27 protein-coding genes are annotated in these 25,545 nt (G+C 55.4%); 14 read left to right on the top strand and 13 right to left on the bottom strand.

All coding sequences use genetic code 11. The features are described from left to right. Positions 1 to 69: 69 nt before the first annotated feature. Positions 70 to 327 carry a 50S ribosomal protein L27 gene (rpmA, locus tag ACQUTD_RS19665; protein ID WP_017457338.1) on the bottom strand — a complete coding sequence of 86 codons (258 nt, stop codon included), beginning with the start codon at positions 325 to 327 and terminating at the stop codon, positions 70 to 72. A gap of 20 nt (positions 328 to 347) precedes the next feature. Beyond that, positions 348 to 659 carry a 50S ribosomal protein L21 gene (rplU, locus tag ACQUTD_RS19660; RefSeq protein WP_072569580.1) on the bottom strand — a complete coding sequence of 104 codons (312 nt, stop codon included), beginning with the start codon at positions 657 to 659 and terminating at the stop codon, positions 348 to 350. Between the two features lie 257 nt (positions 660 to 916). On the opposite strand from rplU, the gene ispB reads away from it, so the two are divergent. Continuing rightward, the gene (ispB, locus tag ACQUTD_RS19655) at positions 917 to 1,888 is read left to right on the top strand and encodes an octaprenyl diphosphate synthase (RefSeq protein ID WP_072569579.1); all 972 of its coding nucleotides are present in this window, start codon (positions 917 to 919) and stop codon (positions 1,886 to 1,888) included. A 227-nt stretch (positions 1,889 to 2,115) separates the two neighbouring features. After that, the gene (gene sfsB, locus ACQUTD_RS19650; protein WP_072569578.1) at positions 2,116 to 2,388 is read left to right on the top strand and encodes a DNA-binding transcriptional regulator SfsB; all 273 of its coding nucleotides are present in this window, start codon (positions 2,116 to 2,118) and stop codon (positions 2,386 to 2,388) included. A 63-nt stretch (positions 2,389 to 2,451) separates the two neighbouring features. Here sfsB and murA read toward each other — a convergent pair whose 3' ends face one another. From murA to mlaF, 7 genes are all read right to left on the bottom strand, one after another. Beyond that, positions 2,452 to 3,711 (bottom strand): UDP-N-acetylglucosamine 1-carboxyvinyltransferase, encoded by a 1,260-nt coding sequence (gene murA, locus ACQUTD_RS19645; RefSeq protein ID WP_072569577.1) that lies wholly within the window; start codon positions 3,709 to 3,711, stop codon positions 2,452 to 2,454. 53 nt (positions 3,712 to 3,764) lie between these two features. Beyond that, positions 3,765 to 4,019 (bottom strand): BolA family iron metabolism protein IbaG, encoded by a 255-nt coding sequence (gene ibaG, locus ACQUTD_RS19640; protein WP_072569576.1) that lies wholly within the window; start codon positions 4,017 to 4,019, stop codon positions 3,765 to 3,767. Between the two features lie 126 nt (positions 4,020 to 4,145). Further along, positions 4,146 to 4,439: a lipid asymmetry maintenance protein MlaB gene (gene mlaB / locus ACQUTD_RS19635; RefSeq protein WP_473274424.1), complete on the bottom strand. Its 294-nt coding sequence runs from the start codon at positions 4,437 to 4,439 to the stop codon at positions 4,146 to 4,148. Next, positions 4,439 to 5,074, bottom strand: coding sequence for a phospholipid-binding protein MlaC (mlaC, locus tag ACQUTD_RS19630; RefSeq protein ID WP_072569574.1), 636 nt, complete (start codon positions 5,072 to 5,074; stop codon positions 4,439 to 4,441). Before mlaC ends, mlaB begins: the two co-directional genes overlap by 1 nt. 13 nt (positions 5,075 to 5,087) lie before the next feature. Continuing rightward, positions 5,088 to 5,642 (bottom strand): outer membrane lipid asymmetry maintenance protein MlaD, encoded by a 555-nt coding sequence (gene mlaD / locus ACQUTD_RS19625; RefSeq protein ID WP_072569573.1) that lies wholly within the window; start codon positions 5,640 to 5,642, stop codon positions 5,088 to 5,090. A 3-nt stretch (positions 5,643 to 5,645) separates the two neighbouring features. After that, positions 5,646 to 6,428, bottom strand: a complete 783-nt coding sequence (mlaE, locus tag ACQUTD_RS19620; RefSeq protein WP_072569572.1) for a lipid asymmetry maintenance ABC transporter permease subunit MlaE — start codon at positions 6,426 to 6,428, stop codon at positions 5,646 to 5,648. 7 nt (positions 6,429 to 6,435) lie between these two features. Then, positions 6,436 to 7,248 carry a phospholipid ABC transporter ATP-binding protein MlaF gene (gene mlaF, locus ACQUTD_RS19615; protein ID WP_072569571.1) on the bottom strand — a complete coding sequence of 271 codons (813 nt, stop codon included), beginning with the start codon at positions 7,246 to 7,248 and terminating at the stop codon, positions 6,436 to 6,438. Positions 7,249 to 7,472: 224 nt separating this feature from the next. Here mlaF and ACQUTD_RS19610 point away from each other — a divergent pair, with 224 nt between their 5' ends. The 11 genes from ACQUTD_RS19610 (at position 7,473) to npr (ending at position 15,391) form a co-directional block, all read left to right on the top strand. Next, complete coding sequence (locus ACQUTD_RS19610; protein ID WP_318363375.1) at positions 7,473 to 8,450, top strand: calcium/sodium antiporter; 978 nt, start codon at positions 7,473 to 7,475, stop codon at positions 8,448 to 8,450. 12 nt (positions 8,451 to 8,462) lie between these two features. After that, entirely contained in the window at positions 8,463 to 9,449 is a 987-nt protein-coding gene (gene kdsD / locus ACQUTD_RS19605; protein ID WP_072569569.1) for an arabinose-5-phosphate isomerase KdsD, read from the top strand. Between the two features lie 14 nt (positions 9,450 to 9,463). Continuing rightward, the gene (kdsC, locus tag ACQUTD_RS19600; RefSeq protein ID WP_072569568.1) at positions 9,464 to 10,030 is read left to right on the top strand and encodes a 3-deoxy-manno-octulosonate-8-phosphatase KdsC; all 567 of its coding nucleotides are present in this window, start codon (positions 9,464 to 9,466) and stop codon (positions 10,028 to 10,030) included. Further along, entirely contained in the window at positions 10,027 to 10,602 is a 576-nt protein-coding gene (lptC, locus tag ACQUTD_RS19595; protein WP_072569567.1) for an LPS export ABC transporter periplasmic protein LptC, read from the top strand. Before kdsC ends, lptC begins: the two co-directional genes overlap by 4 nt. After that, the gene (lptA, locus tag ACQUTD_RS19590; RefSeq protein ID WP_072569566.1) at positions 10,571 to 11,125 is read left to right on the top strand and encodes a lipopolysaccharide ABC transporter substrate-binding protein LptA; all 555 of its coding nucleotides are present in this window, start codon (positions 10,571 to 10,573) and stop codon (positions 11,123 to 11,125) included. The genes lptC and lptA overlap by 32 nt, the downstream gene beginning before the upstream one ends. A gap of 6 nt (positions 11,126 to 11,131) precedes the next feature. After that, a complete protein-coding gene (lptB, locus tag ACQUTD_RS19585) occupies positions 11,132 to 11,857 on the top strand; it encodes an LPS export ABC transporter ATP-binding protein (RefSeq protein WP_072569565.1) in 726 nt (241 codons plus the stop codon). A 47-nt stretch (positions 11,858 to 11,904) separates the two neighbouring features. Further along, positions 11,905 to 13,338, top strand: coding sequence for an RNA polymerase factor sigma-54 (rpoN, locus tag ACQUTD_RS19580; RefSeq protein ID WP_072569564.1), 1,434 nt, complete (start codon positions 11,905 to 11,907; stop codon positions 13,336 to 13,338). A gap of 22 nt (positions 13,339 to 13,360) precedes the next feature. Continuing rightward, entirely contained in the window at positions 13,361 to 13,648 is a 288-nt protein-coding gene (hpf, locus tag ACQUTD_RS19575; protein ID WP_072569563.1) for a ribosome hibernation promoting factor, read from the top strand. A gap of 82 nt (positions 13,649 to 13,730) precedes the next feature. Then, positions 13,731 to 14,222, top strand: a complete 492-nt coding sequence (gene ptsN, locus ACQUTD_RS19570) for a PTS IIA-like nitrogen regulatory protein PtsN (protein WP_072569562.1) — start codon at positions 13,731 to 13,733, stop codon at positions 14,220 to 14,222. A 45-nt stretch (positions 14,223 to 14,267) separates the two neighbouring features. Next, positions 14,268 to 15,122 carry an RNase adapter RapZ gene (rapZ, locus tag ACQUTD_RS19565; RefSeq protein ID WP_072569561.1) on the top strand — a complete coding sequence of 285 codons (855 nt, stop codon included), beginning with the start codon at positions 14,268 to 14,270 and terminating at the stop codon, positions 15,120 to 15,122. Further along, on the top strand, positions 15,119 to 15,391 hold the full coding sequence (npr, locus tag ACQUTD_RS19560) for a PTS phosphocarrier protein NPr (protein ID WP_072569560.1): 273 nt from the start codon (positions 15,119 to 15,121) through the stop codon (positions 15,389 to 15,391). Before rapZ ends, npr begins: the two co-directional genes overlap by 4 nt. Positions 15,392 to 15,424: 33 nt before the next feature. Here npr and mtgA read toward each other — a convergent pair whose 3' ends face one another. The 4 genes from mtgA to mnmL form a co-directional block, all read right to left on the bottom strand. Further along, positions 15,425 to 16,132, bottom strand: coding sequence for a monofunctional biosynthetic peptidoglycan transglycosylase (gene mtgA, locus ACQUTD_RS19555; protein ID WP_473274689.1), 708 nt, complete (start codon positions 16,130 to 16,132; stop codon positions 15,425 to 15,427). A gap of 20 nt (positions 16,133 to 16,152) precedes the next feature. Then, positions 16,153 to 16,806 (bottom strand): isoprenoid biosynthesis glyoxalase ElbB, encoded by a 654-nt coding sequence (gene elbB, locus ACQUTD_RS19550; protein WP_473274423.1) that lies wholly within the window; start codon positions 16,804 to 16,806, stop codon positions 16,153 to 16,155. A 229-nt stretch (positions 16,807 to 17,035) separates the two neighbouring features. Further along, on the bottom strand, positions 17,036 to 19,375 hold the full coding sequence (gene arcB / locus ACQUTD_RS19545; protein WP_318374491.1) for an aerobic respiration two-component sensor histidine kinase ArcB: 2,340 nt from the start codon (positions 19,373 to 19,375) through the stop codon (positions 17,036 to 17,038). Positions 19,376 to 19,481: 106 nt separating this feature from the next. Beyond that, complete coding sequence (gene mnmL / locus ACQUTD_RS19540; RefSeq protein ID WP_473274422.1) at positions 19,482 to 20,411, bottom strand: tRNA modification radical SAM protein MnmL/YtqA; 930 nt, start codon at positions 20,409 to 20,411, stop codon at positions 19,482 to 19,484. Between the two features lie 672 nt (positions 20,412 to 21,083). On the opposite strand from mnmL, the gene gltB reads away from it, so the two are divergent. Continuing rightward, positions 21,084 to 25,544, top strand: a complete 4,461-nt coding sequence (gene gltB, locus ACQUTD_RS19535) for a glutamate synthase large subunit (protein WP_473274421.1) — start codon at positions 21,084 to 21,086, stop codon at positions 25,542 to 25,544. Position 25,545 lies beyond the last annotated feature (1 nt).

Here is a 25,545-nt window from a genome sequence, read left to right as displayed (position 1 = left end):
CGGACGTCGAATGTAAAAAGCCCCGCAACGTGTTGCGGGGCTTTCATCCGTTACCGGGACGCGAAAAACTTATTCAGCAACGATGCTGATGAACTTACGGTTTTTCGGGCCTTTAACTTCGAACTTAACTTTACCGTCAGTCAAAGCGAACAGAGTGTGGTCACGGCCACAACCAACGTTGCTGCCAGCGTGGAATTTAGTACCACGTTGACGAACGATGATGCTACCTGCCAGTACTGCTTCTCCGCCAAAGCGTTTTACGCCCAGACGTTTAGCTTCTGAATCGCGACCGTTACGAGTTGAGCCGCCAGCCTTTTTGTGTGCCATTTAAATCTGCTCCCCTAGTCTTAAGCGCTGATGCCAGTGATTTTAACATCAGTGAACCACTGACGATGGCCTTGCTGCTTACGGTAGTGTTTACGACGACGAAACTTAACAATCTTAATTTTCTCGCCACGACCGTGAGCAACGATTTCAGCTTTGATAACGCCGCCATCAACGAAAGGAACGCCGATTTTGACTTCTTCACCGTTTGCGATCATCAGAACTTCAGCGAACTCGATAGTTTCGCCAGTTGCGATGTCCAGCTTTTCCAGGCGAATGGTCTGACCTTCGCTTACTCGGTGTTGTTTACCACCACTTTGGAAAACCGCGTACATAAAAAACTCCGCTTCCGCGCACCTTTTGTGTGATTCAGAGTGCGCTATAAATATTCACAATAGGGCGCGAATATTACGCAAAACGCGAAGCTTTGACAAGAGTGATCATCAATCCGCGAAGAAAAAAAACACAACGTGTATGGTAACGTTTATCTGGCGGGTTTTTTCAGTACAATCGACGATACTATTCTAACCCGTAACCCTTCGTTATCCCATTTTGATATGTGGTAAACAGGACTTTAAGCCCGGCATTAGCGATGAATTTAGAAAAAATCAATGAGTTAACCGCGCAAGATATGGCGGGTGTGAATGCGACTATCCTTCAACAGCTCAACTCCGATGTCCAGTTGATCAACCAGTTGGGTTACTACATCGTCAGCGGCGGCGGTAAACGCATCCGTCCGATGATCGCGGTGCTTGCCGCACGGGCTATTGGCTATGACGGAAATGCGCACATCACCCTCGCAGCATTAATCGAATTTATCCACACCGCCACGCTGCTGCATGATGACGTGGTAGACGAGTCAGATATGCGCCGCGGCAAAGCCACGGCTAACGCGGCTTTTGGCAATGCTGCCAGTGTGCTGGTGGGCGATTTTATCTATACGCGCTCCTTCCAGATGATGACCAGCTTAGGCTCGCTGAAGGTACTGGAGGTAATGTCGGAAGCGGTAAACGTCATTGCCGAAGGCGAAGTGCTGCAACTGATGAACGTTAACGATCCGAACATCACCGAAGAAAACTACATGCGGGTGATCTACAGCAAAACCGCGCGTCTGTTTGAAGCGGCCGCGCAGTGCTCCGGCATTCTCGCAGACTGTAGCGCCGCGCAGGAAAAAGGGCTGCAGGATTACGGCCGCTATCTGGGCACCGCGTTCCAGCTCATTGACGATCTGCTTGATTACAGCGCCGACGGGGAAACCTTAGGCAAAAACGTCGGCGACGATCTCAACGAAGGTAAACCGACCCTGCCGCTGTTACACGCAATGCGTAACGGTACGCCGCAACAGGCGCAGATGATCCGCGAAGCCATCGAACAGGGCAACGGACGGCATCTTTTAGAGCCGGTTCTGGAAGCCATGGCCGATTGCGGTTCGCTGGAATGGACGCGTCGTCGCGCCGAAGAAGAAGCCGACAAGGCCATTCATGCCTTGCAGGTATTGCCTGATACGCCGTGGCGCGATGCGCTTATTGGCCTCGCCCACATCGCCGTTCAGCGCGATCGTTAATCCTGCCGATATCTTTCCGCGTCATGCGCGGAAAGATTCTAATAAGTTCTTATAAGTTTTCACTACCTTCCCGATAAGCGCTTATATCCTGCTATTTCGACCTTAATAAATTCTGAATTGCACTTTCGTTTACATGAACTTTTTAGAACAACACGTCGCAAGGAGTATAGTGAATTGCTGCGGCGCATCAGGATAAGCCGCGCATAATTCAACCGCAGGGAGGAGTGATGGAAAATAAATTTATCGACTGGCATCCTGCCGATATCATCGCCGGATTGCGTAAGAAAGGGACGTCGCTGGCCGCGGAGTCGCGCCGGAACGGGCTAAGTTCATCGACGCTGGCAAATGCGCTGACGCGCTCATGGCCGAAAGGGGAATGGATCATTGCGAAGGCGCTGGACACGGATCCCTGGATTATCTGGCCGTCGCGTTACCACGATCCGGTCACCCATGAGTTTATCGATCGCACCAGCATGATGCGCCAGCAGAAGCATAAATAGCGGCTGTACGCCATCTACAATGCAACAACCCCCTGCGTACAGGGGGTTGCATTACCGCTTAGCTTATTCGCCTTTTATGCGCTCAATGTTCGCACCGAGCGCACGCAGTTTGTCTTCAATACGCTCGTAACCACGGTCGATATGATAAATACGGTCGACGATGGTGGTGCCCTCTGCGATACAACCCGCCAGTACCAGGCTTGCGGACGCACGCAAATCGGTCGCCATCACCTGCGCGCCCGACAGGGTTTCCACACCATGGCAGATCGCGGTGTTGCTTTCGATCTCGGCGTGCGCGCCCATACGGATCAGCTCAGGAATGTGCATGAAACGGTTTTCGAAGATCGTTTCGATGATCACGCCCGTCCCTTCCGCCACCAGGTTCAGCAGCGTGAACTGCGCCTGCATGTCAGTCGGGAAAGCCGGGTGCGGCGCGGTACGCACGTTAACCGCTTTCGGACGTTTGCCGTGCATGTCGAGGCTGATCCAGTCTTCGCCCACTTCGATATCGGCACCCGCTTCACGCAGTTTCGCCAGTACCGCATCCAGCGTATCCGGCTGCGCTTTATGACAAACAATTTTGCCGCCGGAAATGGCTGCCGCCACCAGGAAAGTACCGGTTTCGATACGGTCAGGCAGCACGCTGTAGACGCCGCCGCCAAGACGTTCAACGCCTTCGATGGTGATCTTGTCGGTACCCATGCCGGTGATCTTCGCGCCCAGCGTATTGAGGAAGTTCGCCGTATCGACGATCTCCGGCTCACGGGCCGCGTTTTCGATAATGGTGGTGCCTTCTGCCAGGGTAGCGGCGGACATGATAGTGACGGTCGCGCCGACGCTGACCTTGTCCATCACGATATGCGCGCCCTTCAGGCGACCATCCACAGACGCTTTAACGTAACCTTCTTCCAGTTTGATCTGCGCGCCCAGCTGCTCAAGGCCGCTGATGTGCAGGTCAACCGGACGCGCGCCAATCGCACAGCCGCCCGGCAGGGAAACCTGACCCTGACCAAAACGCGCCACCAGCGGGCCAAGCGCCCAGATAGAAGCGCGCATGGTTTTCACCAGATCGTAAGGCGCGCAGAAGATATTGACGTCACGGGCATCGATCCACACGGAGCCGTTGCGATCCACTTTCATGCCCAGCTGGCTGAGCAGCTTCATGGTGGTATCAATATCTTTCAGTTTCGGAACGTTACGGATTTCAACAGGCTCTTCGGCCAGCAAAGCGGCGAAAAGAATTGGCAGGGCCGCGTTTTTCGCGCCGGAAATTGTCACTTCGCCCTGAAGCCGCGTTGGCCCCTGTACACGAAACTTATCCATTCATCTGTTCTCTGTTAAGAATTCACAAATGCTGACGGTGCGTAACCGGCAGCTCAAAAACCGTTAAGTTTACGATCGCGCGCCCATTCAGCCGGGGTATACGCTTTGATCGAGACGGCATGGATGCGGTTGTCCGCAATGTATTCCATCAGCGGGCCATAAACAGCTTGCTGCTTCTTGACCCGGCTCATGCCGTCAAAAATTTCACCCACAGCAATAACCTGAAAGTGACTGCCATCGCCGGTGACGTGGGCTTCCTGGAGTGAGAGTGCATTGATCAGCACGCTCTGAATTTCATGATTTTCCATGGGATCTACTATTGTCCGAGAATGAAAACAGTCCAACATTTTAGAGGAAAGTGGCGCTGTCTTAAATAAGCAAAAAGCCTCGCTAAAAAATCTCGCGAGGCTACGGGTAGTAACGTACTGAAAATATTAGTGAGGCAGGGCGTCGGCAGGCAAATTATAAAGTTGCGCTAATGTCAGGACGTTATCGCTGACGCCTTCCAGTTTCACCGCCCTGCCCTGTTTTTTGACCAGGGCGATGAAGTGCACCAGCAGGGCGACGCCAGCGGTATCCACCCGCGTAAGCGCGGTAAGATCGATGACAGTCACGCCCTGCAGCGCCTCAGCTCGCGCATCCCAGAGCGGGTTAAGCACGTCCTGATCAAGCTCGCCCTGCAATGCAAGGCGCTCGCCGTCACGTGTCCAGCTGAGATGCTGCGCCATTATTTGTTCTCTTGCAGGGTGATCTTCTGACGAGAGATCGACTGCAACTGCGCGGTCAGGCCATCAATACCTTTGGTACGCAGCAGATCGCTCCACTCGTTCTGTTTGGTGGTGATCATGCTGACGCCTTCGGCGATCATGTCATATGCCTGCCAGTTACCGGATTGGCTGTTTTTACGCCACTGGAAATCCAGACGCACCGGCGGACGACCGTTTGGATCGATGATGGTGACGCGGATCGGCACGATAGTCGCATCGCCCAGCGGTTTTTCCGGGGCAATCTGATAGCTCTGACCGTGGTACATCGCCAGCGCCTGGCCATAGGCCTGCTTCAGATATTCACGGAACGCAGCAAAGTAGGCGTCACGTTGCGCCGGGGTAGCCTCTTTGTAATAGCGACCCAGCACCAGCGCGCCGGCATATTTCACCTGCACATAGGGCAGCAGCTCCTGATCGACGATCTGACGCAGGTAATCCGGATTGGAACGGATTTGCGACTGTTCGTTTTTGAGGCGATCGAAGGTCTTTTTCGCCGCTTCCTGCATCATGTTGTAAGGATTGCTCTGGTCCGCCGCAGTGGCGGCAGTCAGCGGGGCAATCACCAGCATTGCTACCATTAAAAGTCGTTTAAACATGCGTTAATTCTCCTCAATGAATCGTCGGGCCAGCAGGTGCCGTTGCATCAGTATTAGCGGCATCTGGCGTTGGCGCATCCTCTGATGGCTTATTATCGTTTCCTTTGCTGTTGTAAAGGAATTGTCCGATCAGATCCTCAAGCACCATGGCCGATTTGGTGTCCTGGATCGTACTGCCTTCTTTAAGCATAGAAGACCCCAGCTCCGGGTCGTCAAAGCCGACGTTTAATGCCAGATATTGCTCGCCCAGCAAGCCAGAGGTGCGGATCGCCAGCGAGCTGGTGTCCGGGATCTGGTTGTAGCGCTCTTCAATATCCAGCGACACGCGGGGCAGATAGGTTTTCTGGTCAAGGGTAATATCCGCAACCCGTCCAACGACAACGCCGCCGATACGCACCGGGGAGTTCATTTTTAAGCCGCCGATGTTATCGAAAGTGGCATAAATACGGTACGTCGGTTCACTGCGCAAAGAGGTCACATCCGCCGCTTTCAGACAAACAAACAGCGCCGCCAGCATGGCGATCAGCAAAAACACGCCAACCCAAATTTCACTTTTTTTCGTTTGCATCACTCAATTCCCAAACATCAGTGCGGTGAGCACAAAATCGAGGCCAAGAACGGTCAACGATGAGTGCACAACGGTACGTGTAGTAGCCCGGCTAATCCCTGCTGAGGTCGGAATTGCATCATAACCATTGAATAATGCAATCCAGGTTACCGAAATGGCGAACACCACACTCTTAATCAGACAGTTAACCAGATCCAGACGCAGGTCGACGGCGTTTTGCATTGCTGACCAGAAGAAGCCGGCATCAATGCCTTTCCAGTTGACGCCCACCAGCGAGCCGCCCCAGATGCCGACGGCGACGAAAATAATCGTCAGCAACGGCAGCGAGATCACCCCCGCCCAGAAGCGCGGTGAAATCACCCGCCGCAGCGGATCGACGGCCATCATTTCCATACTGGAAAGCTGTTCGGTAGCGCGCATCAGCCCGATTTCAGCGGTCAGCGCAGAACCGGCCCTGCCAGCGAACAGCAGCGCGGCGACGACCGGCCCGAGTTCACGCAGCAGCGAAAGGGACACCAGCATACCGAGACTGGTTTCCGCGCTATACGTGGTCAGCACCAGGTAGCCCTGCAACCCCAGCACCATGCCGATAAAAAAACCGGACACGATGATGATCAGCATCGACAGCACGCCCACGTTATAAAGCTGGCGAACCAGCAGCGGCGCATGCTTGCGAAACTCGGGTTTACCGACCAGCGCATTGAATAACATCAACCCGGCGCGCCCGAACGTGGCGAGCATACTGATGCCGCGCTGTCCGAGGGAAGCCAGTGAATTTAACAGCATGAGTGGATTAACTCCCTGTTCCTAATAAATCGTGAAGATAATCGCCAGCAGGAAAACGGAAAGGTACCGGCCCATCCGCAATGCCATCCAGGAACTGACGCACCCGGGGATCGGCATTCTCCTGCAATCCTTGCGCGCTGCCATGGGCAACGATTTTTTTGTCCGCCACAATATAGGCGTAATCCGCGATGCTCAGCACTTCCGGTACGTCATGGGAGACGACGATACAGGTGACGCCCAGCGTACTGTTCAGTTCTGAAATCAGCTTTACCAGCACGCCCATGGTGATGGGATCCTGGCCGACAAAAGGCTCATCAAACATGATCAGATCGGGTTCCAGCGCGATGGCCCGCGCCAGCGCCGCGCGACGCGCCATGCCGCCCGACAGTTCAGACGGCATCAGTTTAGCCGCGCCGCGAAGCCCGACGGCTTCCAGCTTCATCATCACCGTGCTTTTCAGCAAGGGCGCAGGCAAAGGCGTGTGTTCACGCAACGGATAGGCGACGTTATCAAAAACGGTCATATCGGTGAACAGCGCCCCGGACTGAAACAGCATGCTCATTCTTTTGCGCACGGTGTAGAGCCTGGTGCGGGACATCTCCGGCACGTTTTCGCCATCAAATAAGATCTCACCGGCATCCGGCGGGATCTGACCGCCAATGAGGCGAAGCAGCGTTGTCTTACCGATCCCTGACGGACCCATGATCGCGGTGATCTTTCCGCGCGGGACCGTCAGCGAAATATTGTCGAAGATGGTCCGGCTGCCCCGTGAGAAGCTGACGCCTCGGACATCGACTAAATTCGCCACAGTCTGGCTCATTTACTGATCCTTTTAGCCTTGTTAGGGGTAAGCATTTCGCGTTGTCGCACCCTGAACCCAACATTTTTACAGAATATTACTCGCTGTGGTTAGCGAAAGCTGGCATTTGTTTTACTTTTAAGCCGCATAAAGTCAAAATTAGGAAATCATTGGTTTTACGATCCCAATCCTGCCAGACGATCGTGGTAGCGGGCCGATGATTATACCTGAAGAAAGGACTTTAGATGCTTTTAGCCACGGCGCTGTTAATAATTGGTTTACTTTTGGTGGTCTACAGTGCCGATCGTCTGGTGTTTGCCGCATCTATCCTTTGCCGCAGTCTGGGGATCCCGCCGCTTGTCATCGGCCTTACGGTGGTCAGTATCGGCACCTCGCTGCCTGAAATCATCGTTTCCGCCGCCGCTTCTATGCACGGGCAGATCGATCTGGCGATCGGCACGGCGATCGGATCCAACATCGTCAACATCCTGTTGATCTTAGGCCTTGCCGCCCTGCTCCATCCTTTTACCGTACATTCTGATATTCTGCGTCGCGAATTGCCGCTAATGTTAATCATGAGCCTGCTGGCAGGCAGCGTGCTCTATGACGGCAGCCTGACCCGTCTGGACGGGATCTTCCTGCTATTACTGGCGGTTGCATGGCTGCTGTTTATTGTGAAAATAGGCCGCCTCGCCGAACGTCAGGGCAATGACAGCCTGACCCGCGAGCAGATCGCCGAGTTGCCCCGCGAAGGCAGTCTGTCGGTGGCCTTTTTGTGGTTAGGCGTGGCGCTGATCATCATGCCGATGGCCACCCGCATGGTGATCGATAACGCCACCGTGCTGGCGAACTTCTTTGCCATGAGCGAGCTGACCATCGGGCTGACCGTCATCGCCATTGGCACCAGCTTACCGGAGCTGGCGACGGCGATTGCGGGCGCCCGCAAAGGCGAAGATGACATCGCCATCGGGAACATTATTGGTTCCAATATTTTCAATTTAGCTATCGTGCTGGGCCTGCCGGCGCTTATCGCCCCCGGCGCGTTTAACCCGCTCGCGTTCAGCCGTGATTATGGGGTAATGCTGGTGGTCAGCGTGATCTTCGCCCTGTTGTGCTGGCGTCCACGGTGTCAGACGGGTAAAGGCGCGGGCGCGCTGTTGATCGGCGGCTTTATCCTTTGGATGGCGATGCTCTACTGGCTGTCGCCTTTTTTTACCGGTTAATGGGAACTGAATATGTCGCAAATAGATTTGCCGCCGGGCTTTGACTTTCAGCAGGCAGGTAAGGATGTCCTGGATATTGAACGTGAAGGCCTGGCACATCTCGATCAGTACATTAATCAGGACTTCAGCGAAGCCTGCGAAAAAATGTTCTACTGCGCCGGTAAAATCGTGGTGATGGGCATGGGCAAATCGGGTCATATCGCCCGCAAAATGGCGGCGACTTTCGCCAGTACCGGAACCCCGTCGTTCTTCGTGCATCCCGGCGAAGCGGCGCACGGCGATCTGGGGATGGTCGCGCCGCAGGATATTGTCATCGCCCTGTCGAATTCCGGCGAATCCAACGAGATCCTGGCGCTGATCCCGGTATTAAAGCGTTTGCAGGTGCCGCTGATCTGCATGACCAGCCGCCCGGAAAGCAGTATGGCGCGGGCGGCAGACATTCATTTATGCGTTAAAGTACCGCGCGAAGCCTGCCCGCTGGGGCTGGCACCGACCTCCAGCACCACCGCGGCGCTGGTGATGGGCGATGCGCTGGCGGTGGCGCTGTTAAAGGCCCGCGGCTTTACGGCGGAAGATTTCGCGCTTTCCCATCCGGGCGGCGCCCTTGGCCGTAAACTGCTGCTGCGGGTGAATGACATCATGCACACCGGCGATGAGATCCCCCACGTCAGCAAAGACGCCACGCTGCGCGATGCGCTGCTGGAGATCACACGCAAAAATCTGGGCATGACGGTCATCTGCGACGATTTGATGAAAATCGAAGGTATTTTCACCGACGGCGACTTACGCCGCGTATTCGATATGGGCGCGGATGTCCGCAATCTCGGCATTGCTGACGTCATGACTCCCGGCGGTATTCGCGTACGTTCCGGGGTGCTGGCGGTCGACGCGCTCAACCTGATGCAGTCCCGCCACATCACCGTGGTTATGGTTGCCGATGGCGACCAGTTGCTGGGTGTGGTACATATGCATGATCTACTGCGCGCAGGCGTAGTGTAATAAGGATAAAAAGAATGAGTAACGCTGGTGCTTCACTTGCAACCTGCTACGGTCCCGTCAGCGCGCAAGTGATGGCAAAGGCGGAGAAAATCCGCCTGCTGATCCTCGACGTGGATGGTGTCATGTCGGATGGACTGATTTTTATGGGCAACAACGGCGAAGAGTTAAAGGCGTTTAACGTCCGTGATGGTTATGGCATTCGTTGCGCCCTCACCTCCGGTATTGAGGTGGCGATAATTACGGGCCGTAAGGCTAAACTGTTAGAAGATCGCTGCGTTACGCTCGGCATTACGCATCTGTATCAGGGGCAGTCCGATAAACGCATTGCGTTTAAACAGCTGCTTTCCGATCTGGCGGTATCAGCCGATGAAGTGGCCTATATTGGCGACGATCTCATTGACTGGCCGGTGATGGCGGACGTGGGTCTGAGCGTGGCGGTCGCCGATGCGCACCCGATGCTGATCCCGCGTGCCGATTACGTGACCTACATTAATGGCGGCCGCGGGGCCGTCCGGGAAGTCTGCGATCTGCTGTTACTGGCGCAGGGCAAACTTGAAGCAGCCACAGGGCAATCAATATGAGTAAAACCAGACGTTGGGTTATCATTCTGCTGTCGCTGGTAATACTGGTGCTGATTGGCATTAATCTGGCAGACAGAGACGACACAGAGCAGGTGGTGGCAAACACCAATGAGCCGACCTACCGCAGCGAGCACACGGACACGGTGGTTTACAGCCCGGAAGGGGCGCTGAATTACCGCCTGATCGCGCAGCATGTTGAATATTTTTCCGACCAGGCGCTGTCGTGGTTCACGCAGCCGGTGTTGACGACTTTCGACAAAGACAAAATTCCTACATGGTCAATTAAGGCAGATAAGGCCAAACTGACCGATGACCGGATGCTTTATCTTTATGGACACGTTGAGGTCAACGCCCTGACCGCTGATGCTCAACTGCGTAAAATCACCACGGATAACGCCCAGATTAACCTGATCACTCAGGATGTGACGTCAAACGATCTGGTTACGTTGTACGGTACGACATTTAATTCCAGCGGCCTGAAAATGCGCGGCAACTTACGCAGCAAAAACGCCGAGCTGATTGAAAAGGTTAGAACCTCATATGAAATTCAAAACAAACAAACTCAGCCTTAACCTTATGCTTGCCAGTACGCTTCTGGCCGCCAGCATTCCCGCGTTTGCGCTGACCGGTGATACCGATCAGCCCATTCACATTGAATCCGATCAGCAATCGTTAGACATGCAGGGCAACGTCGTAACCTTCACCGGCAACGTTGTTGTCACCCAGGGCACCATCAAAATCAATGCCGATAAAGTGGTGGTGACGCGTCCGGGCGGCGAAGAAGGTAAAGAAGTGATTGACGGCTTCGGCAAGCCAGCCACTTTCTACCAGATGCAGGATAGCGGCAAGCCGGTAAAAGGCCATGCCTCTCAGCTGCACTATGAACTGCAAAATGACTTCGTGGTGCTGACCGGCGATGCCTTCCTTGAGCAGCTCGACAGCAACATCAAAGGCGACAAAATTACCTATCTGGTGAAAGAGCAGAAAATGCAGGCTTACAGCGAGAAAGGTAAGCGCGTCACCACCGTTCTGGTGCCGTCGCAACTGCAGGACAAAAGCGCAACCCCGGCTCCGGCACAAAAAAAGAGTAACTGATCCGTTATGGCAACTTTAACTGCAAAAAATCTCGCTAAAGCTTACAAAGGCCGCCGCGTGGTGGAAGACGTCAGCCTCACCGTTAAATCCGGTGAAATTGTCGGTCTGTTAGGCCCTAACGGGGCGGGTAAAACCACCACCTTTTACATGGTGGTAGGCATCGTGCCGCGCGATGCGGGCAACATTATCATTGATGATGAAGACATCAGTCTGCTGCCGCTGCACGCCCGCGCTCGTCGCGGCATCGGCTATCTGCCGCAGGAAGCGTCGATTTTCCGTCGTCTGAGCGTGTTCGATAACCTGATGGCGGTGCTGCAAATCCGTGACGATCTGACCTCACAACAGCGCGAGGATCGCGCCAATGAGCTGATGGAAGAGTTCCACATTGAACACCTGCGCGATAACCTCGGCCAGGCGTTGTCAGGCGGTGAACGCCGCCGTGTGGAAATCGCCCGCGCGCTGGCGGCGGATCCGAAATTTATTCTGTTGGATGAACCTTTTGCGGGCGTAGATCCAATTTCTGTTATCGACATCAAACGTATTATCGAACACCTGCGCGACAGCGGCCTCGGTGTGCTGATTACCGACCATAACGTCCGCGAAACCCTGGCCGTGTGTGAGCGGGCTTATATCGTCAGCCAGGGGCATCTGATTGCCCATGGTACGCCGCAGCAAATCCTTGAAGACGAACAGGTTAAGCGCGTATATCTTGGGGAAGGCTTCAGACTCTGATAGGGTAGAGAAAATAAAGGGTTTAAGCGGAGAAGACTGCTCTGAATATGAAGCAAGGTTTGCAATTACGGCTTAGCCAACAACTGGCCATGACGCCACAATTGCAGCAGGCCATCCGTCTGTTGCAATTGTCTACGCTGGAACTTCAGCAAGAGCTTCAGCTGGCGCTAGAAAGCAACCCGTTGCTGGAGCAAACCGATCTTCACGATGAGATAGACGCCCAACCGACGCAGGACACCGAAAACCTGGATGCCGTCGATGCCCTTGAACAGAAAGAGATGCCCGATGAGCTGCCGCTGGATGCCAGCTGGGACGAGATCTACACCGCCGGTACGCCTTCGGGTAACGGTGTCGATTATCAGGATGATGAACTGCCGGTCTATCAGGGCGAAACCACCCAGTCCCTGCAGGATTACCTGATGTGGCAGGTGGAACTGACCCCCTTCTCGGATACCGATCGCGCCATTGCCACCTCCATCGTCGACGCCGTTGATGACACCGGTTATCTCACCGTCTCGCTGGACGATATTCTTGAAAGCATGGGCGATGAGGAGATCGGGCTGGATGAAGTCGAGGCGGTGCTCAAGCGCGTACAGCGTTTTGATCCGATCGGCGTTGCCGCCCGCGATCTGCGTGACTGCCTGCTGATCCAGCTGTCGCAATTTAGCAAAGACACGCCCTGGCGCGACGAAGCGCAGTTGATCATAAGCGATCATCTTGATCTACTGGCGAACCATGATTTCCGATCTCTGATGCGCGTAACGCGGCTGAAAGAAGATGTGCTAAAAGAAGCCGTCAATCTGATCCAGTCGCTCGATCCGCGACCCGGCCAGTCGATCCAGACGGGCGAACCCGAATATGTTATCCCTGACGTGCTGGTACGTAAGCATCAGGGACGCTGGACTGTCGAGCTTAATTCCGACAGCATTCCCCGCCTGCAAATCAATCAGCACTATGCCGCCATGTGCGGCGGATCGCGTAATGACGCGGACAGCCAGTTTATCCGCAGTAATTTGCAGGATGCCAAATGGCTGATCAAAAGTCTGGAAAGCCGTAACGACACGCTGCTGCGCGTCAGCCGCTGCATCGTTGAGCAGCAGCAGGCCTTTTTTGATAAAGGCGAAGAATATATGAAACCGATGGTGCTGGCCGACATTGCCCAGGCCGTCGAGATGCACGAATCGACCATTTCACGTGTGACTACCCAGAAGTACCTGCACAGCCCACGGGGCATTTTTGAGCTCAAATATTTCTTCTCCAGCCATGTGAATACCGACAGCGGCGGCGAAGCATCGTCCACCGCCATTCGCGCGCTGGTGAAGAAACTGATAGCCGCAGAAAACCCGGCGAAACCACTGAGTGACAGTAAGCTAACTACCCTGCTGTCCGACCAGGGTATCATGGTAGCGCGCCGTACTGTTGCGAAGTATCGAGAGTCTTTATCCATTCCGCCGTCTAACCAGCGTAAACAGCTGGTCTGACTCAACCGATAAGGAAGACACTATGCAGCTCAATATCACAGGACATAACGTCGAGATTACTGAGCCCTTGCGCGAATTTTTACAGACAAAATTTGCCAAGCTGGAGCAATTTTTTGACAGGATCAATCAGGTCTACATTGTTCTGAAGGTGGAAAAGGTGACGCATATCGCCGACGCCACCCTGCATGTCAACGGCGGAGAGATCCACGCCAGTGCGGAAGGGCAGGATATGTATGCCGCCATTGATGGTTTAATTGATAAACTTTCACGGCAGCTCACTAAACATAAAGATAAACTGAAACAACACTAATTGTCCGGGCAGTTAACGGGTGCAGGACGGCCTGTTGTGAGACACAACGGGCCCTTTGTACCGTTAGCGCTTAGGTGAAATTATGATGAACAACGATTCAGCTCTTCAATTGAGCAATGTCCTTAACCAGGAATGTACCCGCAGCGGCGTTCACTGCCAGAGCAAAAAACGTGCGCTGGAAATCATCAGTGAACTGGCCGCCAAACAGCTAAGCTTACCGCCGCAGGTGGTATTCGAGGCGATTTTGACGCGTGAGAAAATGGGCAGCACCGGTATCGGCAACGGTATCGCGATCCCTCACGGTAAGCTGGAGGAAGATACGCTGCGCGCTGTGGGCGTCTTTGTGCAGCTGGAAACGCCGATCGCCTTTGATGCTATCGACAACCAGCCGGTGGATTTGCTGTTTGCGCTGCTGGTGCCGGCCGACCAGACCAAAACGCATCTGCATACGCTCTCTTTAGTCGCCCGCCGCCTGGCGGATAAAACCATTTGTCGCCGTCTGCGCAGCGCGCAAAGCGATGAAGAACTTTATCAAATCATCACGGAAACAGAAGGCTCCCGGGATGATGCTTAACCAGGAAATGGCCTTCGTCTTTGTTGTCCGGAGGAGAAAGGGTACATGGTACTGATGATCGTCAGTGGTCGTTCGGGATCGGGGAAATCTGTCGCCCTGCGAGCGCTGGAAGACATGGGCTTCTACTGCGTCGATAACCTGCCCGTCGTGCTGCTGCCAGAACTGGCGCGCTCGCTTGCTGACCGTCAGATTTCGGCGGCGGTGAGCATTGATGTGCGTAATATGCCGGAATCGCCGGAGATCTTCGAACAGGCGATGAACAACCTGCCCGATGCGTTTTCTCCGCAACTGCTGTTTCTTGATGCCGACCGCAATACGCTGATCCGTCGTTACAGCGATACCCGTCGTCTGCATCCGCTGTCCAGTAAAAACCTGTCGCTGGAAAGCGCCATCGACGAAGAGAGCGATCTGCTGGAGCCGCTGCGCTCCCGCGCCGATCTGATCGTCGATACCTCGGAAATGTCGGTGCACGAACTGGCCGAAATGCTGCGTACGCGCCTGCTGGGCAAACGCGAACGTGAGCTGACGATGGTCTTTGAGTCTTTTGGCTTCAAGCACGGTATTCCTATTGATGCGGATTATGTCTTCGATGTGCGCTTTCTGCCAAACCCGCATTGGGATCCCAAATTGCGTCCAATGACCGGTCTGGATAAGCCCGTGGCGGCGTTTCTTGATCGCCATACCGAAGTGCATAACTTTATCTATCAGACGCGCAGCTATCTGGAACTGTGGTTGCCGATGCTGGAAACCAATAACCGTAGCTACTTAACGGTCGCTATCGGCTGTACCGGCGGCAAGCATCGTTCGGTGTATATCGCTGAACAGCTGGCGGATTACTTCCGATCGCGCGGCAAAAATGTGCAATCCCGTCATCGTACGCTGGAAAAACGCAAATCATGACCGTAAAGCAAACCGTTGAAATCACTAACAAGCTGGGTATGCATGCGCGCCCGGCGATGAAACTGTTTGAGCTGATGCAGGGCTTCGATGCGGAAGTTCTGCTGCGCAATGAAGAAGGGACAGAAGCAGAAGCGAACAGCGTGATCGCGCTGCTGATGCTGGATTCGGCGAAAGGCCGACAGATTGAGATCGAAGCCACCGGCCCGCAGGAAGAAGAGGCGCTGGCGGCGGTGATCGCGCTGTTTAACGCCGGGTTTGACGAAGACTGATAAGTCCCCCCGCCTTGCCGGAGAGGGGGAAGGTTACTGATACAGTCCCTGGTCGCGCATATAGCCTTCACCGCCCAGCTGACGCATCTGGCGCATGATCCACGCCTGGCGACTGTGCACGTAACCTGAAGGCGCATCAGCCTTAAAGCGTAGCGGATTGGGCAGCACCGCCGCCAGCAGCGCGGCTTCCGACATCGTCAGACGACTGGCTGGCTTATGAAAATAGCGCTGCGCCGCCGCTTCAACGCCAAATACTCCGTCGCCAAACTCCGCAATATTCAGGTAAACCGTCAGGATGCGGCGTTTACTCCATACCGTTTCCATGCCCAGCGTTAAGCCCGCTTCCAGCCCTTTACGCAGCCAGCTTCGCCCGTCCCACAGGAACAAATTTTTTGCCGTCTGCTGGGAAAGGGTCGAGGCGCCGCGAATGCGGTTCTCGTTGCGTTCGTTGTGAGAGAGCGCTTTTTCGATAGCGGCCATATCAAAGCCCCAGTGCTCTGTGAATTTCTGATCTTCCGCCGCGATCGCCGCCAGCCCCATCCAGGGGGAAATCTCGTCCATGCCGACCCAGTCTGAATGGGCAACATAGCCGAAATCGCCGGTCAGCCAGGCCGAAATCTGGCGCTCGGCCATCACCGCGGAAAAGGGTACCGGCATGAAGGAAAACAGCGCGATGCCGCCGCCCCAGAACAGGATCAGCACCAGCAGGATCCGCCACAGCCAGGATTTTAACGTCGCCATCAGCGGGGCACGTCGCCGTTTCATTCCGCGAGAACCAGCACGCGCGTGACCAGCTTATCGATGCCTGTTGCCACTTCAGCAATATTCTGCGCCAGCATATAGGCCGGAGTAGTCACCACTTTATTGTCTTCATCCACGACAATATCATCCACCGGACAGGGCACATGCTCCGCCCCCATTTCTTCAAGCAGTTCGGCTGTGTCGACGTCTGTGCCGATAGTCAGACGCAGCGGGAAGTCGAAAATCGTTGGCAGCATCGCCGGCGCGATACAGATAAAGCCCAGCGGTTTGCCCGCCGCATGCATCGCCTGCGCCAGACGTTTCAGATCGGGGTCGACGGTGCATTCCGCGCCCTGGCTGGCAAAATCACTCAGGTTTTTTGCCGCGCCGAAGCCACCCGGGACGATCAGCGCATCCAGCGTATCAGCGGACGCCAGGGCTAACGGCTGGATCGCGCCGCGGGCAATACGCGCCGCTTCGATCAGTACGTTACGGCTTTCCGCCATAGGTTCGCCGGTCAGATGATTCACTACATCGCTCTGGCTTTTATCCGGGGCAAAACAGACTGCTTCGCCACCGTTTCGGGCGATGGCCAGCAGAGAAAGTACGGCTTCGTGGATCTCTGAACCGTCGTTAACTCCGCATCCGCTAAGGACAATACCTACTTTTTTCATGCTGCTCATCCTTTCTGGCAATAGGCTAAATTTTATTAATTATTGTGATAACAACGCTGTGCTTCACACATTTAACTGATTCACGTAACAAATGATTCAAGTTTTGGTATCTTAAGTGCCAACTTTTCTCATGTCTCGTCGTGCCCGTTCAACTACAAAATCACAATCCCGGCGCAGCCACGGTTCCCTGGTGTTGGCGCAGTATTCGCGCACCCCGGTTTATCCGGGGTTATTTTTTACTGGCATTCGCCACCCAGGCTTTCAGTAACGCCACGTCATGCGGCCATTCCTGTTTCATCTCGTCGATCCATTCGCCCACGTTATTCCACCAGGCGGGCAGATCCGGCGACTGAATTTGTTGCCCCAGCTGTTGTAAACGGCGCAGGCCAATCGATCCTGCCGCGCCTTTAATTTTATGCCCTTCTTCGGTGATGCCTTTCTGATCGCGAGCGGTGAAATTGGACTCCAGCACGCTGATATAGCCCGGCATCATTTTTTCAAATACCGCCACGCCATCGGTGATCAGCTTCGGCCCCACCAGCTCCAGATACTGTTCCAGCATCGGCAGATCCAGCAGCGCTTGTGATTTACTGTCATCCACAGGGGTCACATCACTCTCCTCGTCGTCACAGGTATCCCAGAATTTTTTGATCATGGCCGTTAATGCCGGTACGGCCAGCGGTTTGCTGAGGACATCATCCATACCGGCGTTCAGGTATTCTTGTTTGTCTTTCAGCACGTTGGCGGTTAGCGCCACCAGCGGCGGCAGATCTTCAGCGGCATAGCGGCTGGTGAGCTGGCGGGAAATATCCAGCCCGGTCATATCCGGCAGCTGAATATCCAGCAGCAGCAAGTCGTATTCGCCGGGGGTAAACATCTCCAGCGCCGCCTTGCCGGTCATTGCCACATCCACGCTGCAACCCAGTTTTTCCAGCACTGAACGGGCGACGATCACGTTCAGCTCAATGTCTTCCACCAGCAGGACGTGAAGGGCCGGCAGCGGCATTTCATCTTCTTCGAACGCATCGTCTACTTCTTCCGCAACAGCAGGGGCGCGCACCGACAGCGAGAAGACCGAACCTTTGCCCGCCACGCTGGACACCGTGATATCGCCGCCCATGCTCTTCGCCAGACGGCGCGATACCGCCAGACCAATGCCCGTCCCCGTCGCGGGTTTACCGCCGTGGCTGTCTTTCACCTGATAATACATGGCGAAGATCTTATCCTGTTCGGTCTGCGGAATACCGATACCGGAATCTTCCACCTCAAAGCGCAGCATCTCCTGCGGGGCGTCGTAGCGCACCCTCACCACCACCTGCCCGTGCAGGGTGAATTTGACGGCGTTACTGATGAGGTTCCACAGGATCTGCCGCAGACGCGTGCCGTCGGTGACAACCTTATGCGGCAACGGCAGCGCAGGCTCCATCACGAAGCGCAGCCCTTTTTGCTGCGCCTGTAGCCCGGAGAGGTTTTCCAGATCGGCAAGGAAGCTGGTGAAGTCCACCGGCTGGTTATCCAGCTGGACTTTATGCCGCTCCATTTTATCCATGTCGATAATATCGTTGAAAATATTCCCGAGGGTTACTGCCGAAACATGGATGGTTTTCAGGTATTTTTCCTGTTCGGCGGTCAGCTCCGTATCCAGCAGGATACGGCTCAGACCGACGATACCGTTAAGCGGCGTGCGCAGTTCATGGCTGATAGTGGAGATAAAGGTAGTCTTGTCGCGGCTGGCGCGCTCCAGCGCGTCCTGATAGCGCTTACGTTCGGTTATGTCACGCCCGAAGCCCATCAGCCCGTGGCGTTTACCCACGCGGTCGTAATAGGGTACTTTGCGGATCTCAAAACAGGCTTTACGACCGTCCGGGTAATCCAGCCACTGTTCATACGTGAGCGACACGTTATGGCGGAAAACTTTCTCGTCGGTTTCCAGCACTTTCTCGGCGGCTTCCGGGGAATAGACGTCCTGCGGCTTCAGATTCACCAGCTGTTTTTCGCTTTTGCCGGTCAGCAGCTCCATTGCCCGGTTACAGCCGGAAAACTCTTTATCTTCATTGCGATAGAAAACCAGATCCGGGGAAGCATCGAGGAACGAGCGCAGGAAAGAAGATTGCTGCTCCAGCTGGATCTGCGTCTGTTCGCGCTCCTGCATTTCGATTTTTAGCTGTTCGAAGGTGGCCTGGCGCTCCGCTTCCGCTTTCACGCGATCGTTGATCTCCTGATTCAGCTGGGAGATGTTGTCCCGCAACTGCACGTTGAGCTTGAGATCGCGGTCGCGCATCTCTTCAAGTTTATCAACCAGCCGCGAGAGCCGCTGCCGCGATTCCTCCAGTTGTTCAACCACCACCGACAGAAAGTAGACCGCCCAGGGGGTAATGAGCAGACCAAAGAAGATAGAGCGTATAACGTCAATGCTTTCAACGCGGCCATGCAACACCATGGTGACCGCCATCTGCACGACAATCGCCAGTACCACCAGCGCCAGCGCCAGCAGTATGGAAAAGCGCACCAGGCCGAGCTTCATCATCAGATCGACATAGTATTGCGCCAGTACTCGGATTTGCTTCATAGGGGATCCCTTCGCGACAACCTGGCACAATAATACTCAATTCTGAGCAAGGCGTTGACGCTTGTGTGAAAAAGTGCGAATTATTCCCCGCTCAGGAAGGAAACGTTCAGACGCATGGCTGCACCCAGCCGCGGCCCAGCGCCGATCCCTGCGCCCCGTGGCTGTTAAGGTAGCGGTCCAGTTCCACCATACCGGTCCAGCGATTTTCGCACCACAGCGGGGCGAGCAGCGTCGGGCGACGCGCGCTGGCGGAAATACGGTGATAAATCACCTCAGGGGGCGTATGACGGATCATCTCCCCGGCGGTGACGGTGTAGTCTTCCAGCGCAATGCCGTGCAGACGCCCCGCTTCCCAGGCCTTCGCCATGGTGCTGCCGGTGACAATATGCAGCGGGTGCAGTTTGATCCCGTCCACACCCGTCTCCACCACCCGGTGCAGCGTGTCCAGACATGCGGCCTGCCCTTCTCCCGGCAGACCGACAATCAAATGGCTGCACACTTTCAGACCGCGTTCGCGCGCCCGGCGGGTGGTGTGCTGGTAGCAGGCATAATCGTGGCCGCGGTTAATGCGATGCAGGGTTTTATCCTGAGCCGTTTGCAGCCCAAGCTCCAGCCACACTTCATAGCCCGCGTCGTGGTATTCGCTGAGCAGATCCAGCACCGCATCCGGCACGCAGTCCGGGCGGGTGCCGACGCATAAACCGACGATGCTGGCCTGGCTTACCGCCTGCTGATACATGGCGCGCAGCACCTGCACTTCCGCCCAGGTGCTGGTGTAGGCTTGAAAATAGGCGAGATATCGTCTGGCGCGGTTGACCAGCGTGGCTTGATAAGCCAGCTGCTCCGCAATGGAGTGGTTCTGCTGGGTTTCGTCAGCGAAAGAAGCCACGTTACAGAAAGTGCAGCCGCCCCGTCCGATAGTGCCATCGCGATTGGGACAACTGAAACCGCCATGCAGCGTCAGTTTATGGACCTTCTGCCCGTAACGACGGGCGAGATCGCCACCAAACATATTGACTAATTTCTGTAACTGCATAAATTGATAGACCGGCCTGATGAAAGGGCCAAGCCTGCCATTTTTAGTCTTTGTCGGCGATGACCTGGATCAATCGCCATAGAGGACGCACACCTATTGCATAATCACGCACAATTACCGCAATTTCATTCACTGCTTCGCTGATTACTTTTACTTATGTCGGCGGGATATTTTTCAAAAAGAATTCCTTCGGCGTAAAACAGTGGCATTAAGCGGGTTACGAAGAAAAGCCAGTGTAATATTCTGTTTGGAAAACAGAACACAGGACAGCGCGGTAATAACAGCGCTTTCTTATAGTGAGAGGGATCACACTCCATTAACGGTCGTCAGGCCTGACACAGTGGCAAAAAGAGCATTAAAAAACATTAAAAACAACTAGTTAACCAACCTTTAGCACATTTTTGTATAAATAAGATTGCCATTTGACCTGTGTGCCGATTCCCGATAACTTGAGGATCCGCTGGAAGCTTTCTGGGTGAGCAGTCTGCTCATCATATTTATGCAGTAATTGAGATTCCCTCTTAAGCAAGTCCTCAACACTTGTGTACCGATGCGAAAAGGAAAAAAAAGAGGGCGACACCCGAGGCCTTAAAGCCCCGTCGCCATGCTCTTTCTGCGCCTGTGCGCGTCGGTTAAGACGGACTCCCGTAGAGCCTGGGGAGGTTCACTGATATGTTGTACGATAAATCCCTTGAGAGGGATAACTGTGGTTTCGGCCTGATCGCCCACATAGAAGGCGAACCTAGCCACAAGGTAGTGCGTACCGCTATTCACGCACTGGCCCGAATGCAGCACCGTGGCGCGATCCTTGCCGATGGTAAAACCGGCGATGGCTGCGGTTTACTGTTGCAAAAACCCGACCGTTTCTTCCGCATCGTTGCCGAAGAGCGCGGCTGGCGGCTGGCTAAAAACTACGCCGTTGGCATGCTGTTCCTGAATCAGGATCCTGAAAAAGCTGCCGCCTCGCGCCGTATTGTAGAAGAAGAGCTGCAACAGGAAACCCTGTCGATTGTTGGCTGGCGCGACGTGCCGACCAATGAAGGGGTGCTCGGTGAAATCGCCCTCTCCTCGCTGCCACGTATTGAGCAGATCTTTGTCAACGCCCCTGCGGGCTGGCGTCCACGCGATATGGAGCGCCGCCTGTTTATCGCGCGCCGCCGCATTGAAAAGCGTCTGGTGGAAGATAAAGATTTCTACGTTTGTAGCCTGTCGAACCTGGTCAACATTTATAAAGGTCTGTGTATGCCGGCGGATCTGCCGCGCTTTTACCTGGACCTGGCGGACCTGCGCCTGGAATCAGCCATTTGCCTGTTCCACCAGCGCTTCTCAACCAACACCGTGCCGCGCTGGCCGCTGGCGCAGCCGTTCCGCTATCTGGCGCACAACGGTGAAATCAATACCATCACCGGTAACCGTCAGTGGGCGCGCGCGCGTACTTATAAGTTCCAGACGCCGCTGATCCCGGATCTGCACGATGCCGCGCCTTTCGTCAACGAAACCGGCTCTGACTCCAGCTCCATGGATAACATGCTGGAGCTGCTGCTTGCCGGTGGTATGGACATCGTACGCGCCATGCGTCTGCTCGTGCCGCCAGCCTGGCAGAACAACCCGGACATGGATCCGGAGCTGCGCGCGTTCTTCGACTTTAACTCCATGCATATGGAGCCGTGGGATGGCCCGGCGGGCATTGTTATGTCCGACGGTCGTTTCGCCGCCTGTAACCTCGACCGTAACGGTCTGCGCCCGGCGCGCTACGTTATCACCAAAGATAAGCTGATCACCTGCGCCTCTGAAGTGGGCATCTGGGATTATCAGCCGGACGAGGTGGTGGAAAAAGGCCGCGTGGGGCCGGGCGAGCTGATGGTGATCGACACCCGCGGCGGCCGTATTCTGCACTCTGCGGAAACCGATGACGATCTGAAAAGCCGTCACCCCTATAAAGAGTGGATGGAGAAAAACGTCCGCCGTCTGGTGCCCTTTGAAGATCTGCCTGATGAAGAAGTCGGCAGCCGCGAAATGGGCGACGATCTGTTAGGCAGCTACCAGAAACAGTTTAACTACAGCGCAGAAGAGCTGGATTCCATCATCCGCGTGCTGGGTGAAAACGGCCAGGAAGCGGTCGGTTCAATGGGTGACGATACCCCCTTTGCCGTACTCTCCAGCCAGCCGCGCATCATTTACGATTACTTCCGCCAGCAGTTTGCGCAGGTGACTAACCCGCCAATCGATCCGCTGCGTGAAGCGCACGTGATGTCGCTGGCCACTAGCATTGGCCGCGAGATGAATGTCTTCTGTGAAGCAGAAGGCCAGGCGCACCGCCTGAGTTTCAAATCGCCGATCCTGCTGTACTCCGATTTCAAACAGCTCACCACCATGACGGAGCATCACTATCGCGCCGACACACTGGACATCACCTTTGACGTGAATGAAAGCACGCTTGAAGAGGTCGTCAAAGCGCTGTGTGATAAAGCCGAAGCCATGGTGCGCGACGGCACGGTGCTGCTGGTGCTCTCGGATCGCAACATCGCCAAAGATCGTCTGCCGGTACCGGCGCCGATGGCAGTGGGCGCGATCCAGACTCGCCTGGTGGAAAAAAATCTGCGCTGCGACGCCAACATCATTGTTGAAACCGCAAGCGCGCGCGACCCGCACCACTTCGCCGTACTGCTGGGCTTTGGCGCGACCGCTATCTATCCGTACCTCGCCTATGAAACCCTGGCGAAACTGATCGATACCCGCGCCATTGAGAAAAGCTACCGTACCGTGATGCTGAACTACCGTAACGGCATCAACAAAGGTCTGTACAAGATCATGTCCAAAATGGGCATCTCGACCATCGCCTCTTACCGCTGCTCGAAGCTGTTCGAAGCGGTCGGTCTGCATGACGATGTGGCGAACCTCTGCTTCCAGGGCGTGATCAGTCGTATCGGCGGCGCAAGCTTCAGCGACTTCCAGCAGGATCTGCTTAACCTGTCGAAGCGTGCCTGGCTGGCGCGTAAACCGCTGGATGCGGGCGGCCTGCTGAAATATGTGCACGGCGGTGAATACCACGCCTATAACCCGGACGTGGTGCGCACGCTGCAACAGGCGGTGCAAACCGGCGAGTACAGCGACTATCAGCAGTATGCGAAACTGGTTAACGAACGCCCGGCGGCGACGCTGCGCGATCTGCTGGCTATCAATCCGCCTGCCGACGCCGTCAGCATTGACGACGTGGAACCGGCGCAGGAACTGTTCAAACGCTTCGATACGGCAGCCATGTCCATCGGCGCGTTAAGCCCGGAAGCGCACGAAGCGCTGGCGGAAGCGATGAACAGCATCGGCGGCAATTCCAACTCCGGCGAAGGCGGTGAAGATCCGGCGCGCTACGGCACCAATAAAGTGTCGCGCATCAAACAGGTGGCTTCGGGACGTTTTGGCGTTACCCCGGCCTACCTGGTGAATGCGGATGTGATCCAGATTAAAGTGGCCCAGGGCGCGAAGCCTGGCGAAGGTGGTCAGTTACCGGGTGATAAAGTCACCCCATACATCGCCAAACTGCGCTACTCCGTGCCTGGCGTAACGCTGATTTCGCCGCCGCCGCACCACGATATTTACTCCATCGAGGATCTGGCGCAGCTGATTTTTGACTTAAAACAGGTCAACCCGAAAGCGATGATTTCCGTGAAGCTGGTGTCCGAGCCGGGCGTGGGCACTATCGCAACCGGCGTGGCTAAAGCCTATGCGGACCTGATCACCATTGCCGGCTACGATGGCGGCACCGGCGCAAGCCCGCTCTCCTCCGTGAAATATGCGGGCTGTCCGTGGGAGTTGGGCCTGGTGGAAACCCAGCAGGCGTTGGTTGCCAACGGCCTGCGCCACAAGATCCGCCTGCAGGTCGACGGCGGCCTGAAAACCGGCGTCGATATTATTAAAGCCGCCATCCTCGGCGCGGAAAGCTTCGGCTTCGGCACCGGTCCGATGGTCGCGCTCGGCTGTAAATACCTGCGTATTTGTCACCTGAACAACTGCGCCACCGGCGTGGCAACACAGGATGAAAAACTGCGTAAAAATCATTATCACGGTCTGCCGTTCAAAGTGACCAACTACTTTGAATTTATCGCCCGCGAAACCCGCGAGCTGATGGCGCAGCTGGGCGTGAAACGCCTGGTGGATCTGATTGGCCGCACCGATCTGCTGATCGCGCTGGAAGGTTATACCGCCAAGCAGCAAAAGCTGGATCTGAGCAAACTGCTGGAAACCGCCGAGCCACATCCGGGTAAAGCGCTGTACTGCACCGAGCACAACCCGCCGTTTGATAACGGCGTGCTGAACGCCCAGTTGCTGTCGCAGGCGAAGCCCTATGTGCATGAAGGCCAGAGCAAAACCTTTTGGTTCGATATTCGCAACACCGACCGCTCCGTTGGCGCGTCGCTGTCCGGTTATATCGCCCAGAAGCATGGCGATCAGGGACTGGCAGCCGATCCGATCAAAGCGCACTTCAGCGGTACCGCAGGCCAGAGCTTTGGCGTGTGGAACGCCGGCGGCGTGGAGCTGTATCTGACCGGCGATGCTAACGATTACGTGGGCAAAGGCATGGCAGGCGGGCTGCTGGCGGTACGTCCGCCGGTGGGGTCAGCTTTCCTCAGCCATAAGGCGAGCATTATCGGTAACACCTGTCTGTATGGCGCAACCGGCGGTCGCCTGTATGCCGCAGGCCGCGCGGGTGAACGTTTTGCTGTGCGTAACTCCGGTGCCATCACCGTGGTGGAAGGCATTGGCGATAACGGTTGTGAATATATGACCGGCGGTATTGTCTGCATTCTGGGTAAAACGGGCGTTAACTTCGGTGCCGGTATGACGGGCGGCTTCGCTTACGTACTGGATGAAGACGGCGAATTCCGTAAGCGTGTAAACCCGGAGCTGGTGGAAGTGCTGAGCGTCGATGATCTTGCCATCCATGAAGAGCATCTGCGCGGTTTGATCACCGAGCACGTGCAGCACACGGGCTCCTCACGCGGCGAAGAGATCCTGGCGAACTGGCCAGCGTTCTCCACCAGATTCGCACTGGTTAAACCGAAGTCCAGCGATGTTAAAGCACTGTTGGGTCACCGTAGTCGTTCCGCAGCTGAGCTGCGGGTGCAGGCGCAGTAAG

Source organism: Enterobacter sp. K510 (genome assembly GCF_055804875.1).
This window is presented reverse-complemented; position numbering and strand designations above follow the sequence as displayed.

Excerpts from the sequence above, each read along its gene's own strand:
- ACQUTD_RS19610 (WP_318363375.1), top strand. The coding sequence starts at position 7,473 with ATGCTTTTAGCCACGGCGCTGTTAATAATTGGTTTACTTTTGGTGGTC.
- elbB (WP_473274423.1), bottom strand. The coding sequence starts at position 16,806 with ATGAAAAAAGTAGGTATTGTCCTTAGCGGATGCGGAGTTAACGACGGT.
- mlaD (WP_072569573.1), bottom strand. The coding sequence starts at position 5,642 with ATGCAAACGAAAAAAAGTGAAATTTGGGTTGGCGTGTTTTTGCTGATC.
- kdsD (WP_072569569.1), top strand. The coding sequence starts at position 8,463 with ATGTCGCAAATAGATTTGCCGCCGGGCTTTGACTTTCAGCAGGCAGGT.
- rplU (WP_072569580.1), bottom strand. The coding sequence starts at position 659 with ATGTACGCGGTTTTCCAAAGTGGTGGTAAACAACACCGAGTAAGCGAA.
- ptsN (WP_072569562.1), top strand. The coding sequence starts at position 13,731 with ATGATGAACAACGATTCAGCTCTTCAATTGAGCAATGTCCTTAACCAG.
- kdsC (WP_072569568.1), top strand. The coding sequence starts at position 9,464 with ATGAGTAACGCTGGTGCTTCACTTGCAACCTGCTACGGTCCCGTCAGC.
- lptC (WP_072569567.1), top strand. The coding sequence starts at position 10,027 with ATGAGTAAAACCAGACGTTGGGTTATCATTCTGCTGTCGCTGGTAATA.
- ispB (WP_072569579.1), top strand. The coding sequence starts at position 917 with ATGAATTTAGAAAAAATCAATGAGTTAACCGCGCAAGATATGGCGGGT.
- lptB (WP_072569565.1), top strand. The coding sequence starts at position 11,132 with ATGGCAACTTTAACTGCAAAAAATCTCGCTAAAGCTTACAAAGGCCGC.
- murA (WP_072569577.1), bottom strand. The coding sequence starts at position 3,711 with ATGGATAAGTTTCGTGTACAGGGGCCAACGCGGCTTCAGGGCGAAGTG.
- rpmA (WP_017457338.1), bottom strand. The coding sequence starts at position 327 with ATGGCACACAAAAAGGCTGGCGGCTCAACTCGTAACGGTCGCGATTCA.
- mnmL (WP_473274422.1), bottom strand. The coding sequence starts at position 20,411 with ATGCAGTTACAGAAATTAGTCAATATGTTTGGTGGCGATCTCGCCCGT.
- npr (WP_072569560.1), top strand. The coding sequence starts at position 15,119 with ATGACCGTAAAGCAAACCGTTGAAATCACTAACAAGCTGGGTATGCAT.
- ibaG (WP_072569576.1), bottom strand. The coding sequence starts at position 4,019 with ATGGAAAATCATGAAATTCAGAGCGTGCTGATCAATGCACTCTCACTC.
- mlaE (WP_072569572.1), bottom strand. The coding sequence starts at position 6,428 with ATGCTGTTAAATTCACTGGCTTCCCTCGGACAGCGCGGCATCAGTATG.
- mlaF (WP_072569571.1), bottom strand. The coding sequence starts at position 7,248 with ATGAGCCAGACTGTGGCGAATTTAGTCGATGTCCGAGGCGTCAGCTTC.
- sfsB (WP_072569578.1), top strand. The coding sequence starts at position 2,116 with ATGGAAAATAAATTTATCGACTGGCATCCTGCCGATATCATCGCCGGA.
- rpoN (WP_072569564.1), top strand. The coding sequence starts at position 11,905 with ATGAAGCAAGGTTTGCAATTACGGCTTAGCCAACAACTGGCCATGACG.
- mlaC (WP_072569574.1), bottom strand. The coding sequence starts at position 5,074 with ATGTTTAAACGACTTTTAATGGTAGCAATGCTGGTGATTGCCCCGCTG.
- lptA (WP_072569566.1), top strand. The coding sequence starts at position 10,571 with ATGAAATTCAAAACAAACAAACTCAGCCTTAACCTTATGCTTGCCAGT.
- arcB (WP_318374491.1), bottom strand. The coding sequence starts at position 19,375 with ATGAAGCAAATCCGAGTACTGGCGCAATACTATGTCGATCTGATGATG.
- mlaB (WP_473274424.1), bottom strand. The coding sequence starts at position 4,439 with ATGGCGCAGCATCTCAGCTGGACACGTGACGGCGAGCGCCTTGCATTG.
- gltB (WP_473274421.1), top strand. The coding sequence starts at position 21,084 with ATGTTGTACGATAAATCCCTTGAGAGGGATAACTGTGGTTTCGGCCTG.
- hpf (WP_072569563.1), top strand. The coding sequence starts at position 13,361 with ATGCAGCTCAATATCACAGGACATAACGTCGAGATTACTGAGCCCTTG.
- mtgA (WP_473274689.1), bottom strand. The coding sequence starts at position 16,132 with ATGGCGACGTTAAAATCCTGGCTGTGGCGGATCCTGCTGGTGCTGATC.
- rapZ (WP_072569561.1), top strand. The coding sequence starts at position 14,268 with ATGGTACTGATGATCGTCAGTGGTCGTTCGGGATCGGGGAAATCTGTC.